Origin of the sequence: Streptomyces sp. NBC_01622 (assembly GCF_045209635.1) — a bacterium.
Lineage (GTDB): Bacteria > Actinomycetota > Actinomycetes > Streptomycetales > Streptomycetaceae > Streptomyces.
Genome location: NZ_CP109293.1, coordinates 4,390,957 through 4,409,450 on the forward strand (window position 1 = coordinate 4,390,957; position 18,494 = coordinate 4,409,450).

21 protein-coding genes are annotated in these 18,494 nt (G+C 70.9%); 10 read left to right on the forward strand and 11 right to left on the reverse strand.

Annotated elements, in window-relative coordinates:
- Positions 1–85: 85 nt before the first annotated feature.
- On the reverse strand, positions 86–1,336 hold the full coding sequence (locus tag OH768_RS19680) for an Ig-like domain-containing protein (RefSeq protein WP_406455362.1): 1,251 nt from the start codon (positions 1,334–1,336) through the stop codon (positions 86–88).
- Positions 1,337–1,543: 207 nt separating this feature from the next.
- Positions 1,544–1,897 (reverse strand): hypothetical protein, encoded by a 354-nt coding sequence (locus OH768_RS19685; protein WP_406455364.1) that lies wholly within the window; start codon positions 1,895–1,897, stop codon positions 1,544–1,546.
- A 130-nt stretch (positions 1,898–2,027) separates the two neighbouring features.
- Here OH768_RS19685 and OH768_RS19690 point away from each other — a divergent pair, with 130 nt between their 5' ends.
- Positions 2,028–2,321 (forward strand): hypothetical protein, encoded by a 294-nt coding sequence (locus OH768_RS19690; protein WP_406465346.1) that lies wholly within the window; start codon positions 2,028–2,030, stop codon positions 2,319–2,321.
- Positions 2,322–2,362: 41 nt separating this feature from the next.
- Entirely contained in the window at positions 2,363–3,178 is an 816-nt protein-coding gene (locus tag OH768_RS19695) for a hypothetical protein (protein WP_406455366.1), read from the forward strand.
- Positions 3,179–3,249: 71 nt separating this feature from the next.
- Here the strand turns inward: OH768_RS19695 and hutH are convergent, their stop codons facing one another.
- The 3 genes from hutH to OH768_RS19710 all read right to left on the reverse strand — a co-directional run bounded on the left by hutH (position 3,250) and on the right by OH768_RS19710 (position 6,946).
- Positions 3,250–4,788, reverse strand: coding sequence for a histidine ammonia-lyase (gene hutH / locus OH768_RS19700; RefSeq protein WP_406465348.1), 1,539 nt, complete (start codon positions 4,786–4,788; stop codon positions 3,250–3,252).
- A gap of 75 nt (positions 4,789–4,863) precedes the next feature.
- Positions 4,864–6,009 (reverse strand): diguanylate cyclase domain-containing protein, encoded by a 1,146-nt coding sequence (locus OH768_RS19705; protein WP_406455368.1) that lies wholly within the window; start codon positions 6,007–6,009, stop codon positions 4,864–4,866.
- Positions 6,010–6,106: 97 nt separating this feature from the next.
- On the reverse strand, positions 6,107–6,946 hold the full coding sequence (locus OH768_RS19710; RefSeq protein WP_406455370.1) for a helix-turn-helix transcriptional regulator: 840 nt from the start codon (positions 6,944–6,946) through the stop codon (positions 6,107–6,109).
- Positions 6,947–7,152: 206 nt separating this feature from the next.
- Here OH768_RS19710 and OH768_RS19715 point away from each other — a divergent pair, with 206 nt between their 5' ends.
- On the forward strand, positions 7,153–7,914 hold the full coding sequence (locus tag OH768_RS19715) for an SDR family NAD(P)-dependent oxidoreductase (RefSeq protein WP_406455372.1): 762 nt from the start codon (positions 7,153–7,155) through the stop codon (positions 7,912–7,914).
- Between the two features lie 34 nt (positions 7,915–7,948).
- Positions 7,949–8,704: an SDR family oxidoreductase gene (locus tag OH768_RS19720; RefSeq protein ID WP_406455374.1), complete on the forward strand. Its 756-nt coding sequence runs from the start codon at positions 7,949–7,951 to the stop codon at positions 8,702–8,704.
- Positions 8,705–8,794: 90 nt separating this feature from the next.
- Here OH768_RS19720 and OH768_RS19725 read toward each other — a convergent pair whose 3' ends face one another.
- Together OH768_RS19725 and OH768_RS19730 are read right to left on the reverse strand one after the other, a co-directional pair.
- On the reverse strand, positions 8,795–9,541 hold the full coding sequence (locus tag OH768_RS19725) for an SDR family NAD(P)-dependent oxidoreductase (protein ID WP_406455376.1): 747 nt from the start codon (positions 9,539–9,541) through the stop codon (positions 8,795–8,797).
- Between the two features lie 15 nt (positions 9,542–9,556).
- Positions 9,557–10,315, reverse strand: a complete 759-nt coding sequence (locus OH768_RS19730; RefSeq protein ID WP_406455378.1) for a VOC family protein — start codon at positions 10,313–10,315, stop codon at positions 9,557–9,559.
- Positions 10,316–10,451: 136 nt separating this feature from the next.
- On the opposite strand from OH768_RS19730, the gene OH768_RS19735 reads away from it, so the two are divergent.
- Positions 10,452–11,054, forward strand: a complete 603-nt coding sequence (locus OH768_RS19735) for a TetR family transcriptional regulator (protein ID WP_406455380.1) — start codon at positions 10,452–10,454, stop codon at positions 11,052–11,054.
- 31 nt (positions 11,055–11,085) lie between these two features.
- On the opposite strand, the gene OH768_RS19740 is transcribed toward OH768_RS19735, so the two are convergent.
- Positions 11,086–11,880: an enoyl-CoA hydratase/isomerase family protein gene (locus OH768_RS19740; RefSeq protein WP_406455382.1), complete on the reverse strand. Its 795-nt coding sequence runs from the start codon at positions 11,878–11,880 to the stop codon at positions 11,086–11,088.
- Between the two features lie 146 nt (positions 11,881–12,026).
- Between OH768_RS19740 and OH768_RS19745 the strand changes: the two genes are divergently transcribed.
- Positions 12,027–12,647 (forward strand): hypothetical protein, encoded by a 621-nt coding sequence (locus tag OH768_RS19745; protein ID WP_406455384.1) that lies wholly within the window; start codon positions 12,027–12,029, stop codon positions 12,645–12,647.
- Positions 12,648–12,736: 89 nt separating this feature from the next.
- Here the strand turns inward: OH768_RS19745 and OH768_RS19750 are convergent, their stop codons facing one another.
- Positions 12,737–13,891, reverse strand: coding sequence for an adenylate/guanylate cyclase domain-containing protein (locus tag OH768_RS19750; RefSeq protein WP_019072861.1), 1,155 nt, complete (start codon positions 13,889–13,891; stop codon positions 12,737–12,739).
- A gap of 118 nt (positions 13,892–14,009) precedes the next feature.
- The gene (locus OH768_RS19755) at positions 14,010–14,885 is read right to left on the reverse strand and encodes a biotin--[acetyl-CoA-carboxylase] ligase (RefSeq protein WP_406455386.1); all 876 of its coding nucleotides are present in this window, start codon (positions 14,883–14,885) and stop codon (positions 14,010–14,012) included.
- Positions 14,886–14,996: 111 nt separating this feature from the next.
- Between OH768_RS19755 and OH768_RS19760 the strand changes: the two genes are divergently transcribed.
- The 4 genes from OH768_RS19760 to OH768_RS19775 all read left to right on the forward strand — a co-directional run bounded on the left by OH768_RS19760 (position 14,997) and on the right by OH768_RS19775 (position 17,745).
- Positions 14,997–16,601, forward strand: a complete 1,605-nt coding sequence (locus tag OH768_RS19760; RefSeq protein WP_406455388.1) for an acyl-CoA carboxylase subunit beta — start codon at positions 14,997–14,999, stop codon at positions 16,599–16,601.
- Positions 16,602–16,610: 9 nt separating this feature from the next.
- The gene (locus OH768_RS19765) at positions 16,611–16,820 is read left to right on the forward strand and encodes an acyl-CoA carboxylase subunit epsilon (RefSeq protein ID WP_406455390.1); all 210 of its coding nucleotides are present in this window, start codon (positions 16,611–16,613) and stop codon (positions 16,818–16,820) included.
- 136 nt (positions 16,821–16,956) lie between these two features.
- Complete coding sequence (gene mmpB, locus OH768_RS19770; RefSeq protein WP_359603005.1) at positions 16,957–17,088, forward strand: morphogenic membrane protein MmpB; 132 nt, start codon at positions 16,957–16,959, stop codon at positions 17,086–17,088.
- Positions 17,089–17,124: 36 nt separating this feature from the next.
- Positions 17,125–17,745 (forward strand): Maf family protein, encoded by a 621-nt coding sequence (locus OH768_RS19775; protein ID WP_406455393.1) that lies wholly within the window; start codon positions 17,125–17,127, stop codon positions 17,743–17,745.
- Here the strand turns inward: OH768_RS19775 and OH768_RS19780 are convergent, their stop codons facing one another.
- Entirely contained in the window at positions 17,746–18,237 is a 492-nt protein-coding gene (locus OH768_RS19780; protein WP_406455395.1) for a hypothetical protein, read from the reverse strand.
- Positions 18,238–18,494: the final 257 nt, after the last annotated feature.

Sequence of the window (18,494 nt, forward strand, 5' to 3'; positions counted from 1 at the left end):
CTCCGTCATGAAAGGACGAAGAGGCGGTCACCCCCAACCAGGGGCAACCGCCTTCAAGCGAACCGGAGTTGGCAGGTCGGTCGGGTCAGACCGCCGAGCCCGCCTTCCACTGCGCCCAGTCCATGTTCCAGCCGTTGAGGCCGTTGTCCGGCGCCACCGTCTTGTCGCCGGTGTTGGAGATGACGACCACGTCACCCACGATCGAGTTGTTGTAGAACCACGCCGCCGGCATGTTCTTGTCGCCCGCGCCCTTCACGTCCTGCAGGCCCACGCAGCCGTGGCTGGTGTTGACGCTGCCGAAGACGGACGGCGAACCCCAGTAGTTGCCGTGGATGAACGTGCCGGAGCTGGTGAGGCGGATGGCGTGGGGGACGTCCTTGATGTCGTACTCGCCCTTGCCGTCGTCGTCGGTGAAGCCGACCGTCGCACCGTTCATCCGGGTCTGGACGAACTTCTCGGACATCACCATCTGGCCGTTGTACGTGGTGTGCTCGGGGGAACCGGCCGAGATCGGGATGGTCTTGACGACCTTGCCGTCCTGCTCGACCTTCATCTGCTTCGACTTCGCGTCCACGTACGAGACCTGGTTGCGGCCGATGTGGAAGGTGACCGTCTTCTGCTGCACGCCGTAGACCCCGGAGGCGCCCTCGACGCCGTCGAGCGCGAGCTTCAGCGTGACGGTGGAGTTCTCCTTCCAGTAGTCCTCGGGGCGGCAGTCCATGCGCTGGGTGTTGAACCAGTGGCAGACGACCTCCTGGCCGCTGCTGGAGGTGACGGTGACGCCCTTCTGGACGGCGGCCTTGTTGGTGATCGCCTTGTTGAAGTTGATCGAGACCGGCATGCCGACGCCGACCGTGGAGCCGTCCTCGGGAGTGAAGTTCCCTATGAAGCTGTTGGCCGGGGAGACCGTGGTGAAGGAGGCGTTCTCGTGGGCGGCGAGGCCGGCGGAGTCCTTGGCGGTCGCGGCGACCTTGTACGTCGTGGAGCGCTCCAGCTGGGCGCTGGGCTTCCAGCTGAGCTTGTCGGCGGAGATGGTGCCCGCGACGGCCGTACCGTCCGCGGTCGTCATCGTCACGGCCGTGAGCGTGCCCTTGCTGACCGTGACGGCGGCCGAGTTGTTGATGGAGGCGTTGTCCGAACCGTCCGCCGGTGTGATCTTGATCTGGGCCTCGGACGACTTCTTCGCCGCCGCCTCGTCGGCCTTCGACTGTGAGCTCTGGCTCGAGTCGCTTCCGGACGACTTGTCGTCGCTGCTGGAACACGCCGTGAGCACGAGCACACCGCCGAGCAGTGCGGACGCGGCCACAAGACCCCTGCGCCGCTTACTGTCCGTCATCACACGCTTCTCCATCGTTGCCGAATCACCAAAAACCCGAGCGCCCCGTTAAACAGTTCTTAAGAATCCAACGCTACGACTGGTGCGTCCCGTTCCGCTTACCCACCATGTGTGGGGCACACCACGTCCACCGTGACGCCCGGAACGGCTGAGACGACGAAACCCCGGACAGCGGTTGCCGCCCGGGGTCACACGCTCCCGCACGGTTCAGCCGACCAGTGCCGTCCCGTCTGCTTCCTCATCGCCGTCGACATCATCCTCGTCGAGGTCCCAATCCGGCGAATCCGGGTCGTAGTCGATCTCCTCACTGCTCCATGAGGCCTGGGCCAGTCCGACCCCGGGCATCTCGCCGACCAGGTCGAACGGGTCCACGAGATAGGCGAGGGCCTCGGCGGTGTCTTCCGTCACAGCGCTCTCGGCGTGCACCCGTTCGTCACCGGGTAGTTCCGGATCGTCGGCGATCTTGGCCAGCGCGGCCTTGGTCACGGCGTCCTCGTTCTCGACTTCAAGAACGAGTTCGACACGAAGGCGTACAAAACGTGATGTCTCTGGAGTGGTCATGCCGGGAGCGTACGGCCCACAGCTCCCGCGACTTTCCCACGACCCGCAGAGTTCATTAGCATCGCTCCACACGGCCAATTCGCCAGCGCCACAAGGGGATCGATATTCCGTGTCAACCGCTCGCCGAACGATGCTGACCGCCACCGCCGCGGGCACCCTGCTGGGCGCCCTGTGGTTCGTCCCCTCCGCCAACGCGACGGTGACCGACCAGGTGAGAGTGGAGACTTCGGCGACGCCAACCTCCCAGGTAACCCAGCAGGCCAGGGTGACCTCGTCGGCCGTCACCACCTACTCGGACGACACCCAACTCGCCGACACCGGAAGCCCGGACACCACGCCGTACATCATCGGCGGCACCGTGTTCCTCGGCCTCGGCGCCGGTTTCGTGGCGTATTCGGTGCGGCGGGAGCGGCTCGGGTTTTAAGTTGCTTGACTCTTGCTTGACTCAAGCTTCATAGTCCGCTCATGAAGAGATCATCGGGCATACGGCTGCGCGTCACCGTCGCGGTGGGCGCACTGTCGCTGGCCCTCATCACCGGCTGCTCCGACGGCGGTTCGGACAACGCGAAGAGCGACGACGCCAAGAGCGACGCCGCGAGCACCACCAAGAACTCCTCGAAGGCGCTCACCGCCGCCGAGTTGCAGAAGCTGGCCCTCGCGAAGGGCGATGCCGTCGGCTACGAGGTCGGGGCGGTCGGCAAGACGTACCCCGCGACCAAGAGCGCTGTCACCGTCGACAAGGCGCAGTGCCGTCCGCTGGCCTGGGCCATGGCCGGGCAGGCGCCGGGAGACGCCGCCTCGGCGACGAACCGGCTGGTCACCGAGGCGAAGAAGCCCTCCGCCGCCGCCTCCAAGTCCGTGGAGGACCTGAGCGAGGAGGAGTTCGACGACGCGTTCGGTGCCGCGCTGGACCGCACGACCACCGTCGTCGGGCTGTCGTCGTACGACGGCGACGGCGCCGAGAAGACGTTCAAGGCCGTCTCCGACGCGGTCAAGAGCTGCGCCGGCGGCTTCACCCTGGTCCCGGGTTCCGACGGCACGAAGTACACCGGGGTCGCGGCCGAGAAGGCCTCGGACACCGGCGACGAGTCGGTGGCGTTCGGCGCGAGCGCCGTAATGGAGGACTCCGGCGGCAAGACGGGCACCGTACACACCGAGGTGGTGCGGCACGGCAGCACCCTCGTCACGTACTACACGGTCAACCTCGGCGCCCTGATGTCGCAGAAGGCCTACGACGTGCCGGACGCGCTGATCACCGCGCAGTCCGCCAAGCTGAAGTGACGTACGGGGCCCGGCCGTTGCCACGGCCGGGCCCCAACAGCCGTCTGAAGACGGCCCGTTGACCAACTGCCCTACCGCAGCGGCCCGGTGACCTTCTCCACGGCCTCGACCACGTGCCCGTCGCGCACGAACGCCTCCGCCGCGGCCAGGTCGGGAGACAGGAAGCGGTCCGGCCCCGGGCCCTCGACCCCCGCCGCGCGTACGGCGTCGATGACCGCCCGGGAGGCCGGTGCCGGGGACAGACCGGAGCGCAACTCCACGGCCCGCGTGGCCGCGTACAGCTCCACCGCGATGATCCGGGTGAGGTTGCCGACAGCGGTGCGCAGCTTGCGCGCGGCCGACCAGCCCATGGAGACGTGGTCCTCCTGCATCGCGGAGGACGGGATCGAGTCGGCGGAGGACGGTACGGCCAGCCGCTTCATCTCGCTGACCAGCGCGGCCTGCGTGTACTGGGCGATCATCAGCCCGGAGTCGACACCGGCGTCGTCGGCGAGGAACGGCGGCAGCCCGTGCGAGCGGTTCTTGTCGAGCAACCGGTCGGTACGGCGCTCGGCGATCGAACCGAGGTCGGCGGCGGCGATGGCGAGGAAGTCGAGGACGTAGGCCACCGGCGCGCCATGGAAGTTGCCGTTGGACTCCACCCGGCCGTCGGGCAGCACAACGGGATTGTCGACGGCGGACGCCAACTCCCGTTCCGCGACCAGGCGGGCGTGCGCGATCGTGTCCCGTCCGGCCCCGGCGACCTGCGGGGCGCAGCGCACGGAGTAGGCGTCCTGGACGCGGGGCGCGTCGTCCTGGTGGTGCCCGGTGAGTTCCGAACCGGCAAGCACGGCAAGCATGTTGGCGGCACTGGCGGCCTGCCCGGGGTGCGGGCGGATGGCGTGCAGCTCGGGCGCGAGCACCTTGTCGGTGCCGAGCAGCGCCTCCAGCGAGAGCGCGGCGGTGACGTCGGCGGACTTGTAGAGCATGTCGAGGTCGGCGAGGGCCATGACCAGCATGCCGAGCATGCCGTCGGTGCCGTTGAGGAGGGCGAGGCCCTCCTTCTCGCGGAGTTCGACGGGCGCGATGCCGTGCTCGGCGAGCAGCTCGCCCGCGGGCCGTACGACGCCGTCGGGGCCCTCCGCGTCGCCCTCGCCCATGAGGGTCAGGGCGCAGTGCGAGAGCGGGGCGAGGTCGCCGGAGCAGCCGAGGGAGCCGTACTCGTGGACGACGGGGGTGATCCCGGCGTTGAGGACGTCGGCCATGGTCTGGGCGACCTCGGGGCGGACGCCGGTGTGTCCGGAGCAGACGGTCTTCAGGCGCAGGAACATCAGCGCGCGGACGACCTCGCGCTCGACGTGCGGGCCCATGCCGGCGGCGTGCGAGCGGACGATGTTGCGCTGCAGCTGGGCGCGGAGTTCCGGGCTGATGTGCCGGGACGCGAGGGCCCCGAAGCCGGTGCTCACGCCGTACACGGGTTCCGGTTTGGCCGCGAGCGCGTCCACGATCTCGCGCGCCGCGGCGAGCGCCGCGACGGCCTCGGCCGAAAGCTCGATCCGGGCGCCCCCGCGCGCCACGGCGAGGACGTCGGACGCGGTGACCCCGAACGTCCCCACCACCACAGTGTGCATATCCATATTCAGGAGCGTACGCATTGAATGCGGCAGTGTCACTACCGGGGTGCCGGTTGAACCCTTACAGGTAGGTCACGTCCGACGGCCCCGGAAGCGGCGCCGCTCGGCCGGCGTCTCCGGTGTCGGGGAGTCGGCGAGGCGCACCACCGGATCGTCCGGGCCGGCACGTCCGGCGACCACCGGCCGGTCCGCGCGCAGCGCCTTCGCACGGTACTGGGCCGCGTCCGCCAGCCGGAACAGCCGGCGGCCGGACCGTACCGCCCCGATCGGGTCCTCGGTCGACGCGACCCCGCAGGCGGCCCCCTCGCCGAGCTCCAACTCGGCGGCGCGGCGGCACAGTTCACCCGCCGCGTCGACCACCTCGTCGGCGGGCGGCCCGACCGCGAGCAGACAGAACTCGTCCCCGCCGAGTCGCGCGGCGAGCGCCCCCGGCAGCATCGCCCCGCACAGCGACAGCACCGACCCGAAGCGTTCGAGCAGCCGGTCACCGACCGCGTGCCCCTGGGTGTCGTTGACGCGCTTGAGCCCGTTGAGATCGCAGACGACGAGGCTGACCACGACCCCGTCGCGCCGGTGCCGCTCGACCGCCTCGTCGAGCCGTACGTCCACCGCACGGCGGTTGGCGAGACCCGTGAGCGCGTCCGTGAACGCCAGCCGCCGCGCCTCCTCCAGCCGCTCGGTCTGCGCGATCCCGGCCGCGACCACGGAGGCCAGCACGGTCGCGAAGTCGGCGTCGGCACGGTCGAACACGGGCGCGCCGACCGACCGTGCCACATACAGCTCGCCCCAGGCCCGCCCGTGCAGCACGATCGGGGCGACCACACAGCATCCGCGCCTACGACGCCGTAGCGCCGCCACACGCTGGTGGCAGTAGCCGGGACTGCCCGCGGCCGGGCCCTCGGCGGTCTCGACCCAGGCGTTGGGCTCGCCGCCGCCGGCCCAGCGCTCGTGCAGGAACTCGGTGATCTCGGGGAACTGGTGCACCGGATAGGTCTCGCCGTCCGGGAACTCCTCCTCGCCCGCCGCCCGCTCCCCCACGTTGGCGAGGACCCGCAGCCGCCCCAGCTCCCGCTCCCACACCGACAGCGCGGCGAAACTCCCGTCCAGCGCCCGGCACGCCCCGGCCGCCGCCGCCCGCCAGGACTCGCGCGGGGTGTGCGCCGCCGCCATCCCCTGCGCCAGCTCCACCACGGCAGCCAGCCGCCTGTCCTCACCCATCACTCCAGGCTAGGGAGGTTCGCGACATATCGGGACGTTGATGCGGCGAACAGGTGGGTGCGGACAGCTCGCCCGAGGCCTCGGGGCAGCTCGGGCCTCAGGTCGACAGGGGCTGACTCCCTATGACCGAAAGCAGCTGAAGTCTGTCGTGGTCCTTCGTGCCGGGCGTCGCCGTGAACACCAGCAGTGACTGCGACTGGTCGGGGTCGACGAGCGTCTGGCAGTGCAGGGAGACCGTCCCGACCTCGGGGTGGATGATCCGCTTGCGGTTGGTGTAGGTGACGCCGACCTCGTGGTCGGCCCACAACGCCGCGAACTCGGGGTTCTCGGCCCGCAGTCTCCTTGCGAGGGCGGCGGCGCGCGAGCCGCTGCCCTCCCGGGCGGCGACGGACCTGAGCTGCGCCACGTACACCCGGCCGTGCGTCGCGTGGTCCCCCGGCGCATAGCGCGCCCGCTCGTCCGGATCGGTGAACCAGCGGTGGACGATGCTGCGCGCGGGCCCGGTGAAGCCCGTCTGGTCACCGAGCAGGGCCACCGCCAGCCGGGTCTGCACGAGCGTCTCGCCGAGCGCGGTGACGACCTGTGCCGGGGTGTCCTCCAACCGGTCGAGGATCCGCATCATGCCCGCGTTGACATGGTCGCCCCGGCTCACCCGGGCCGGCGCGTTGTGCCCGGCGAGTACGAACAGGTGGTCCCGCTCGTCGAGGGTGAGGCGCAGCCCGCGGGCGATCGCGGTCAGCATCTGCTCGGACGGCTGGGGTCCGCGCCCGCGTTCGAGGCGGCTGTAGTAGTCGGTCGACATCCCGCACAGCGCGGCCACCTCCTCGCGCCGCAGCCCGGGCGTACGGCGCCGCTGCCCCGGCGGAAAGCCGACGTCGGAGGGTTGCAGCGCCTCCCGGCGGGTGCGCAGGAACGTCGCCATCGCGGTCTGGTCCATGGCTCCACTGTGCCGCGCCCGACGGGCGGCAACCACTGTCTGCCGATCCCAGGATGAGCGGCACTCCCCGCAACCTGGGACCGCCGGGCAGAGGACGAACAGGCACTGGTTATGCGTTCCGCGGGCGTCTCAACTGGTCAGGGCTGCACCCCTCGCACCACCCCCCTCGCAGCCCCTCCCGAACGAGAAACCCTCAAGGAGTCACCATGAGCACCGACCAGAAGATCGCCGTCATCACCGGGGCCAACCGCGGCCTCGGGCGTGCGCACGCGCTGCACCTCGCCGAGACCGGCGTCGACGTCGTCGTCACCTACCGCGCCAACCGGGCCGAGGCGGAGGACGTCGTGGCCGCCGTCACCGCACGCGGCCGGTCCGCGGTGGCGCTGCGCCTCGACGCCGGCGATGTCGGCTCGTTCGCCGGTTTCGCCGAGCGGCTGGGCAGTGAGCTGACGGCCCGCTGGGACCGGCCGGCCTTCGACTTCCTGGTCAACAACGCCGGCACCGATCTGACCGCGCCGTTCGCCGAGACCACCGAGAAGGACTTCGACGACCTGGTGAACGTCCACCTCAAGGGCGTCTTCTTCCTCACCCAGGCCCTGCTGCCGCTGCTCGCCGACGGCGGCGCCGTCGTGAACGTCTCCAGCGGTCTGACCCGCTTCGCGGTCCCGGGCCACGCCGCCTACGGCGCGGTCAAGGGCGCGGTCGAGATCCTCACCCGCTACCAGGCCAGGGAACTCGGGGCACGCGGCATCCGCGTCAACACCATCGCCCCCGGAGCGACCGCGACCGACTTCGGCGGCGGCATGATGCACGACGAGCAGGTGCGGGCGTACCTCACCTCGCAGGTCGCGCTGGGCCGCGTCGGCGAGCCCGACGACATCGGCGCGGCCCTCGCCGCACTCCTCTCGGACGCGAACCGGTGGGTGACGGGACAGCGCATCGAGATCTCCGGCGGCCAGAGCCTGTGAGCCCGGCGAGGAACGAAGGGAGAGGACGCTTCCGATGACCGACCTCACCGGAAAGACCGCCGTGATCACCGGCTCCGCACGGGGCATCGGCAGGGCGATCGCCCTGCGCTACGCGAGCCTCGGCGCGAACATCGTGGTCAACTACTCCGCCGACGAGGAACGGGCGGCTGCCACCGCCGCCGAGATCGAACGCCTCGGCGGCCAGGCGATCACGGTCCGGGCCGACGTGTCCGTCCTCGCCGGCATAGACCGCCTCTTCGCCGCGGCCGCCGCACGGTTCGGGCAGATCGACATCGTCGTCGCCAACGCGGGCGTCGAGCTGATCGGCATCGACTTCGTCGACATCACGGAGGCGCAGTTCGACCAGCTGTTCGCGATCAACACCAAGGGCACCTTCTTCGCGCTCCAGGCGGCCGCCCGCCACGTCGTGGACAAGGGCAGGATCATTTACGTCGGTTCGAGCACGACGACCGTGCCCGTGCCCGGAGAGGGCCTGTACGGGTCGAGCAAGACGGCGCCGCGCTACGCCGTGCAGGTCCTGGCGCAGGAACTCGCGGACCGGGGCGTGACCGTCAACACGATCCTCCCGACCGCCATCGAGGGCGCGGGCGTCTTCACCGAGCCCGATCCCGCCCACCCGGTACGGCAGTTCGTCGCCCGGCCCGGGCGCATCGGCCGTCGGATGGGCACCGTGGACGACGTAGCGGACGCCGCCGAGTACCTCGTCTCGGAGCTGGCCGCGTGGGTCAGCGGCCAGAGCCTGCTGGTCAGCGGGGGCGCACTTCAGTAGTCACGCGTGGCCGTCACGAACGCCGACCGACCGCCCGTCAGAGGGGCTTCTGACGGGCGGTCGGTCGGCGTTCGTGCGCGGAGCCCTCGCTCAGAGCTGGGTCTGGCCGCCGTTGGCCTCGTACACCGATCCGGTGACGAAGGCCGCCTCGTCGGAGAGGAGGAAGTGCACCACGCCCGCGACCTCCTCCATGGTGCCGGGCCGGTTCATCGCGGTCTTGGCCGCGATCTGGGCGCGTATCTCGGGAGGCAGCCCCTGTGCGGAGGGTGCGTCGATCGGGCCGGGGGCGACGGCGTTGATCCGGATACCGCGCCGGGCGTACTCGACGGCGGCCGACCGGGTCAGTCCGACGATGCCGTGCTTGGAGGCCGAGTACGCGGCCCGTCCGGCGTGGGCCATCACCCCTGCCGTGGAAGCCATGTTGACGATCGCGCCGCCGCCGTGGTCCACGAAGTGGGACAGCTCCGCCTTCATGCAGAAGAAGACGCCGGTGAGGTTGACCCGGATGACGTCCAGCCAGTCCTGCGGCTCGATCTCGTGGACGTCGACGAGCCGCGGAGTGATGCCCGCGTTGTTGAACGCGAGGTCGAGTCCGCCGTAGCTGGAGACCGCGAACTCCACCAGTTCCCGGGCCTGTTCGAACACCGAGATGTCGGCGACGAACGGCACGGCCTCGTGGCCTGCGGCTCTGATCTCCTTGGCCACCCGCTCCACGGCGTCCGGGTTCCGGTCGGCCACGACGAGCCGCGCGCCTTCGCCGGCGAGGCGTCTGGCAGCCGCCTCACCGAGTCCGGAACCGGCTCCGGTGACGATGGCTGTCCTTCCGTTGACGGACATGGTGCTGTTCCTCTCTCACTTCTCGGGCGCGACGACGGTAAAGACCGCGCCGGCCGGGTCGGCGAAGACGGCGATCGTGCCGTGCTCGACCGGGGTGGCACCCATGAGCACCGTTCCACCGAGGGCCGGAACTGCGCCTACGGCCGACTCCGCATCGGCGACGGTGAAGTAGACGTCCCAGTACGGAGGGATCCCGGCCGGCATCGCCGCGGGCCTGGGCAGCAGTTCGGTGACGGCACGCCCGTTCAACCGCAACTCCCGCCGCCCCAGGGGGCCTTGCGGATCGCCGAGGGTCCAGCCGAACACCGCGCGGTAGAAGGCCGCCGATGCCTCGACGTCGTCGGTGATCAGTTCGCCCCGGCTGAAGGCGCCGGGCTCGTCGACCACCCCGGCGCCGCCGTGACCGCCGGCCTGCCACACCGCGAACGTGGTCCCGCTGTGGTCCGCGAACCCGGCCGCCCGCCCGGCCCCTTCGAGGTCGTACGGCGGTGTCGTCACGCGGCCTCCCGCGGCGACGACCGTCTCGGCCGTCTTGTCGGCGTCGGAAACGCCGACGTGCATCGACCACGTGGCCTGCCCCGCGCCCTCCGCCGACACGACCGAGGCCACGGGACGGCCCCGCAGCAGCGCCGTCCAGGACGTGCCCGGGTCACCGAAACCGTCCTCGTAGGCCCAGCCGAACAGCGAGCCGTAGAAGCGGGTGCTCGTGGCGGCGTCCGGTGTGGTCAGGGTGACCCACGACGGGGCGCCACCCTCATGGCTGTTGATGTCCACCACTGCTCTCCTTGCGTGCCGGGCACCCCCGGCGCCGCTCTGGCGCACCGCTCCGGCCTGTCAACCATAGACATGTCTGTCAGTGAGTGACAATACAAGCATTGGGTGACAGTTTCGTCTTGCTATGATGGATTGCGTGACCGAGACTGCGAACGCCCGGCGATCGGGGCTGCGGGAAGCCACTCGACGGGCGGTGCGCGCCGAGATCGCGGACACCGCGATGACCCTGTTCATGGAGCGGGGCTTCGAGGAGACCACCGTCGAACAGATCGCCAACGCCGTGGGCATGTCGGGCCGGAGCGTGTTCCGCTACTTCGACACCAAAGAGGACATGGTCGTCGGGTCCATGGAGCAGCTCGGCCACGACCTGGCCGCCGCCCTGAGGGCACGGCCGGCACAGGAATCGGCGTGGGAGGCCCTGCGGCGGGCGTTCGACGAACCGCTCCGCACGCTCAGGCAGGACGGCGGGATCGCCCTGGCCCGGTCCACCCTGCTGGCCACCACGCCCTCATTGCGGGCCGCCCAGCAGCAGAAGCACGCGCAGTGGAACGCCCTCCTCGCACCCGCCGTCGCCGACCGGCTCACCGGCCCGGCGGCCACCCGCGACTACCAGGCGCGCGCCGTCGTCGCCGCCGCGCTCGCCTGCATGGACGCCGCCGTGGAGGAGTGGACCGCGTCCAAGGGCAGAAAGCCCCTGGACAGACTGCTGGACACGGCGATCGCGGCAGTCCGGGAGTAGCACTCCAGGGGCAACCAGAAAACGGGCGAAGCTACTCGCCGGGCCACTCCGGCTTCCGCTTCTCGTTGAACGCCGCCACACCCTCCGCCCGGTCCCCCGAGAACGCCACCGACCGCCACGCCGCGTCCTCGACCTCCAGCCCGGCCCGCAGGTCCAGGCCGTGCCCGAGCCGCAGCGCCCGCTTGGCCGCGCGCAGGCCGACCGGCGAGTTCGCGGCGATGCGCGCGCCCAGCGCCAGGGCCTCCTCGCGGTCGCGGCCGGTCTCCACCAGGAGATCCACCAGGCCCAGCTCCGCCGCCTCGGGCGCCTCCAACCGCCGTGCGGTGAAGATCAGTTCGGCCGCCCGGGCCGCGCCCACCCGGCGGGGCAGCAGCTGCGAACCGCCGCCGCCCGGGATGACGCCCACGGACACCTCCGGCAGCCCCACCACGGCCGTGGCGTCGGCCACGATCAGATCGCAGGACAGCGCGAGTTCGAAGCCGCCGCCGAGTGCGAAGCCGTGCACGGCGGCGATCGTCGGCATCGGGAGTTCCAGGACGCCGGTGTACGCGCCCCGGGCGAGCGGGCGCTGCCGTACGAGCTCCGCGTCGGTGAGCGAGTTGCGCTCCTTCAGGTCGGCGCCGACGCAGAAGGCCCGCTCGTGCGAGGAGGTCAGCACGGTGACACGGACGTCCCGGTCCGCCGCCAGTGCCGTACAGGCCGCGGCGATGGAGCCGGCCATCGCGGTGGAGACGGCGTTCATGGCCTTGGGCCGGTCCAGGACGAGTTCCGCGACGTGGTCGTGCCGCCGCACCAGCACGAACTCCCCGAACCGTTCCTCGCTCATGACACCCTCCTGGTTAACGTGGGTTAACGGAACTCGCCCCGATCATCGCACGGGCCTTCCCCGTTCGGGTGACATCCCGCCCAACTCCCGCCGCACCGCCCGGAGAAGCGCATAACGTGCGTCCGCCACACGACAGGGGAGGGATCGTGACGACGACCACGAAGGCGGAGCGGGCCGAGGGCACCGCGGACGTAGAGCCACCCGTCCTCCCCCGGGGGCGGCACCGGCGCCCGCGGCCCCGGAAGGTCCTGCTCGCCGCCGGCGGGCTCGCCGTGGCCGCCGGGGTGCTGAGCCTCGTACGGCTGACGCCCGAGTCGGGGGTCGGCGGGGTGGGCACGGCGGAGGCGGAGCCGAGCCCGGACGTGGACGCGGAGCAGAGCGCCGGGCACCCGGCCAACGCCGCCACGATCCGCGGCGATCCGACGGCGATCCCCTCCGCGACCTCGGTGATGGGCGGCGCGAGCGCGACGCCGGCCACCGCCTCCGGCGTCGTACCGACTCCGTACGCGACGACGGCACCCACGACCGTCCCGGAGACGGGGACCGGGACGGGGGCAGAGACGACGACGGCGCCCGGCACCCCACAGCCCCAGGCACCGGTCACCGCGCCGGGCCCCCTGGCTCCCGCGACGAGCGCGGCCCCGGAGCCGACATCCACGCCGCCCCCGAGCCGGACCGCCAACTCCCCTGCCCCGGCGCCGAGTCGGCCGGGTCTGTGCGTGCCGATCATCGGGCTCTGCGTGGACCCGCCGGCCCACCGTGATTGAGCAGAGAGCTGCCGGTTCATGCCGGTTCCGGGAGGCGTGTCGGCATCCTGCGCCGGCTGGGGATCGCCCCCTGGCGGAGACTCCCAGCGCTACGCCGGGGCCGAGTCCCGGCGGGTGAGCAGCCAGGGTTCGACCACGCCGAGGCCGCGCACCGGGCGCTGCCACATCGGCTGGAGCGCGAAGCGGTACGTCGGGGGCTCCTCGCCCTCCTTCTCGGCGGTGGCCGCGGCCTCGGCCGCCTCCGCCTCGGAGGCGGGGGCCTCGCCGCTGCGGATGAGCTCCTCGGCGAAGGCGCTGTCGACGAGGACGGCGTCGCGGGGAGCTATCGAGGTCAGCCGGGAGGCGAGGTTGACGGTCGTGCCGAAGACGTCGCCCATGCGGGTCGTGACGGTGCCGAAGGCGATGCCGACGCGGAGTTCGGGCATGGTCTCGTCGTGGGCCATGGTCTCGATCAGGCGCAGCGCGATCTCGGCGGCGACCCCGGCGTCGTCCGCGGAGAACAGGACCTCGTCGCCGAGGGTCTTGATGAGCCGGCCGCCGCGCGCGGCCACCAGGTCGGCGGCGGTGGTCTCGAAGGCCTCGACGAGTTCGCCGAGTTCTTCTTCCTCCATGCGGCGGGTCAGCCGTGTGAAGCCCACCAGGTCGGCGAAGCCGACGGCGAGACGCCGGTCGACCATCTCCTCGTCGTCACTGGCCTGGACGACCCGGCCCGCCGAGGCGGCGAGCTGGCGCCGCCACACGTAGACGAGGAACTCCTCCAGCTCGGGCAGCAGCAGCTCGATGATCGGATACGTCACCTCGGTGCGGGACATACCGGGCTCGGGCGGCTCGGTCAGGCCCTCCAGGAACGAGTCCATCTGCCAGCCGGCCAGCCGCGCGGTGGTCTGCCCGGTGGAGCGGGCCACCTGCACGGCCATCGCCTCGCTCAGCAGCCCCGCCTCGACCAGACCGGCGAGACGGCGCAGCGCGAGGACGTCCGCCTCCGTGAACGCCTTGGCCTGGCCGACGTCGGCGAAGCCCATGGCCCGCCAGAAGCGGGTGGCCAGCTCCATGGAGACACCGGCGGTACGGGCCGCCTGGAACGGCGTGTAGCGGCGCTCCGCGCCCAGGATGAGCCCTTCGAGGCGCAGCGCGAGGGGGTCTTCGCCGGGATCGGCGGCATAGGGGTCGGCCCGGCCACCGGCGGCATCGGGGTCCACCCGGCCGTCCGCGTCCGCGCCGGAGCCCGTGTCGTCGACGGTCACGCCTGCTGCCCTTCCGATCTGCCACGGTCAGGTATCGACCAGGCCCAATGCTACGGCAGGTGTGGGCCAGCTCACTCCGTGAGTCACGCGGACAAAGCTGTCACAAGAGCGGTCGGGGTCACGCGGGACGCAGGTGCACGATGTCGCCCGCCCCCACGGGCTCCTGCACTCCGTCCTCCGTGGCGAGGACCAGCCGCCCGTCCCCGTCGATCGCGACGGCCTCCCCGGTGATCGACCGGTCCCCGGGCAGCTCGGCCCGTACGACCCGGCCGAGCGTGGCGCAGCCGGCCGCGTACGTCTCCTGGAGGCCGCTTTCCACCGGGTCGCCGCCCGCCGCGCGCCACTTGTCGTACCAGTGCTCCAGGGAGCGCAGGACCGCCCGCAGCAGGGGATCGCGGTCCGTGGCGACGGCCCCGGCCAAGGCAAGAGAAGCCGCCTGGGGCACGGGGAGCTCGTCCTCGCGCAGGGTGACGTTGATGCCGACACCGACGATCACGGCGTCGTCCCCGGCACGCTCGGCGAGGATGCCGCCGGCCTTGCGTTCCTCGCCACCGACAGTCACCAGCAGGTCGTTGGGCCACTTGAGTGCCGTGTCGACGCCGGCCGAGCGGGACAGGCCCGTGGCGACGGCGACACCGGTGAGCAGCGGGAGCCAGCCCCAGCGGGCCACGGGGACGTCGGCGGGCTTCAGGAGGACGGAGAAGAAGAGCCCGGAGCGGGCCGGTGCCGTCCACTGCCGGTCGAGGCGCCCGCGCCCGGCGGTCTGTTCCTCGGCGACCAGCACCGCACCCTCGTCGGCGTCCCCCGCGAGTGCCAGGGCGATGAGGTCCGCGTTGGTGGATCCGGTGCGCTGCACGACCTCGATGTCGCAGTAGAGGCCCCCGTGGCCGCCGTCCCGTACCAGGCCCTTACGCAGCGCCGCGCCGTTGAGCGGTGGACGGTCCAGGTCGGACCAACGGCTGCTGTTCTCGTCTGAGGCATCTCGCGGCGTCATGCAAGCCACCCTAGGTGTGTTGTACGCCGCACTGCCGATCGGTAGGCCCGCCACTACTCTACGAATGAGTAACCGTCCCCCCTTTTGAGCAGGCAGGGAGCCGTAATCCCGATGTCCGAGCCGGAAGCGCCTCAAGAGATCGACATCCACACCACCGCCGGGAAGATCGCGGATCTTCGGCGCCGCACCCAGGAGGCGACGCACGCGGGCTCGGAGCGCGCGGTCGAAAAACAGCACGCCAAGGGCAAGTTGACGGCCCGTGAGCGGATCGACCTGCTCCTCGACGAGGACTCCTTCGTCGAGTTCGACGAGTTCACCCGGCACCGGTCCACGGACTTCGGCCTGGAGAAGAACCGCCCCTACGGCGACGGTGTCGTCTCCGGCTACGGCACGGTCGACGGCCGCCCCATCGCCGTGTTCTCCCAGGACTTCACGGTCTTCGGCGGCGCCCTCGGCGAGGTCTACGGCCAGAAGATCGTCAAGGTGATGGACTTCGCGCTGAAGACCGGCTGTCCGGTCATCGGCATCAACGACTCCGGCGGCGCCCGCATCCAGGAGGGCGTGGCCTCGCTCGGCGCGTACGGCGAGATCTTCCGCCGCAACACCCACGCGAGCGGTGTCATCCCGCAGATCAGCCTGGTCGTGGGCCCGTGCGCGGGCGGCGCGGTGTACTCCCCCGCGATCACCGACTTCACGGTGATGGTCGACCAGACCTCGCACATGTTCATCACCGGACCGGACGTCATCAAGACGGTCACCGGCGAGGACGTGGGCTTCGAGGAGCTGGGCGGCGCGCGCACCCACAACTCCGTGTCCGGCGTGGCCCATCACATGGCGGGCGACGAGAAGGACGCGATCGAGTACGTCAAGCAGCTGCTGTCGTACCTGCCCTCCAACAACCTGTCCGAGCCCCCGGCGTTCCCCGAGGAGGCGGACCTCGCCGTCACGGACGAGGACCGCGAGCTGGACACCCTGGTCCCGGACAGCGCGAACCAGCCGTACGACATGCACACGGTGATCGAACACGTCCTGGACGACGCCGAGTTCTTCGAGACGCAGCCGCTGTTCGCGCCGAACATCCTCACCGGTTTCGGCCGGGTCGAGGGCCGACCGGTAGGCGTGGTGGCCAACCAGCCCATGCAGTTCGCGGGTTGCCTGGACATCGACGCGTCCGAGAAGGCGGCGCGCTTCGTCCGCACCTGCGACGCGTTCAACGTCCCGGTCCTCACCTTCGTGGACGTCCCCGGCTTCCTCCCGGGCGTCGACCAGGAGCACTACGGCATCATCCGCAGAGGCGCGAAACTGATCTACGCGTACGCCGAGGCGACCGTGCCCCTGATCACGGTCATCACCCGCAAGGCCTTCGGCGGCGCCTACGACGTCATGGGCTCCAAGCACCTGGGCGCCGACCTCAACCTCGCCTGGCCGACCGCCCAGATCGCCGTCATGGGCGCCCAGGGCGCGGTCAACATCCTGCACCGGCGCACGATCGCCGAGGCGGAGGCGGCCGGCGAGGACCTGGACGCGGTGCGCGCCCGCCTCATCCAGGAGTACGAGGACACCCTCCTCAACCCCTACATCGCGGCCGAGCGCGGCTACATCGACGCGGTCGTCCTCCCCTCCGACACCCGCCGCCAAGTGGTCCGGGGCCTGCGCCAACTCCGCACCAAGCGCGAGTCGTTGCCCCCGAAGAAGCACGGCAACATCCCCCTGTAAGGAGCCGCTGTGACGATCAAAGTCGTAAGGGGCAACCCGACCCCCGAGGAGCTGGCCGCCGCCCTGGCAGTGGTCAGGGCCCGCGCCGCGGCGGCAACATCAACACCGCCCGGCGCACCGAGGCAGCGGGACGCCTGGTCCGACCCGTCCCGAATCGCGGGCGCGAGGCTGCCCATCCCCGGGCCAAGCGCATGGACCCGCACATTCTGGCCCGGCTGAGGGGATTCACTTAAGGGGCGCGGGGCTGTATCGATTTGCGGCTCCGCCGCGTGGGCGCACAGAGGAACAATCCCGGGCAAGAATTTAAGTACCCGTACTCAGGCGCCCGCCCCCACCCAAGCCGCACGCTGGTGCCATGTTGTGGTCCGACCCCGATGACGAGCCTCCCGAGGAACTGCGGGAGATGCAGGTCATGTTGCGGCGGCTCGGAATACTCATGGCACTCGCGATGGTGCTGGCGATGATCGTGATCGGACTGTCGGGCTGAGGCGAGCGCCGGTGGCGCCGCCGATACCCTGGCCGTATGACAGATCAGCCGCGCCGCCGACTCGTGCTCGCCTCCCAGTCCCCCGCCCGGCTGGGCCTCCTGCGCCAGGCGGGACTGGACCCCGAGGTGATCGTGAGCGGGGTCGACGAGGACGCCGTCTCAGCCCTCACCCCGGCCGACCTCGCCCTCGCCCTCGCCGAGGCAAAGGCCTCTGTCGTGGCCTCCCGACCGGAGGTGCACGGCGCGCTGGTGATCGGCTGCGACTCGGTGCTCGACCTGGACGGCGAGGCCCTGGGCAAGCCCGCCGACGCCGAGGAGGCCACCGCCCGCTGGAAGTCGATGCGCGGCCGGGCCGGCACGCTCCAGACCGGCCACTGCGTCTACGACACGACGAGCGGCCGGTACGTGTCGGCGATCGCGTCCACCGTGGTCCGCTTCGGCGAGCCGACCGACGCCGAGATCGCCGCGTACGTCGCCTCGGGCGAACCCCTCTACGTCGCCGGGGCGTTCACGCTCGACGGCCGTTCGGCGCCGTTCATCGAGGGCATCGACGGCGACCACGGCAATGTGATCGGCATCAGCCTGCCGCTCGTTCGCCGGCTGCTGGGCCAACTGGGCGTCGGCATCACGGAGTTGTGGACGCCTCGGGAGGCGTGATCAGGAGGGGCTGGGGGCCGGCGGCGGGGTGATCGGCGCCGGGTCCCTGTCTGGCCGCTCGGGGTCCTTCGGGTCCTTGGGGCCCTCCGATGCCGGTACGGCGTCCGAGGGGCCCTCCAGGCGGTCGTAGGTCATCAGGAGCAGGACGACGAGGCCGAGCACCACCACCATGAACGCGAACGCGGCCTTGCTCAGCATGGCCCACGCGAACGCGCCCAGCAGTCCGTGCACCACGGCGACGCTGATCAGCAGGATGCGGCCGAGGCCGGCCGGGGCCCGGTCGCGGACCGCGACCAGCAGGGCGACGAGGGCGCATAGGAGGAAGTAGAGGCCGAAGAGGACTCCGCCGACCTTCGAGGAGACGGACATCGCGTCCGGGTCGATACCGGCCAGAGACATGTTCTGGCGGTCGGCGACGATCCCCAGGAACCAGTTCAGCGCCGCTACGCCGAAGGCCTCCACGAAGAGGACGACCGCCAGGATCCATGCCACCGGCCTGCGTACCACCGGCCCCCACCCACTCTCGACCACCGCTCGACCAATGTTGTCGTTACCCCAAGTACGTTCGAGGCACAGTGAACGCTACTAACGGGTAAACCGCGGGACAAGGGTTGCGGCAGGGGCAAAGAATCATTGGGCCATTCGTAGGGACTCCACAAAGAAACCGCGTGGCGCGCGGCACGCTCTCACAGAGACCTTGACCACACCGGAGGGCTAGGGTTTCACGGAGGAGTCCTGCGTACCGAGGT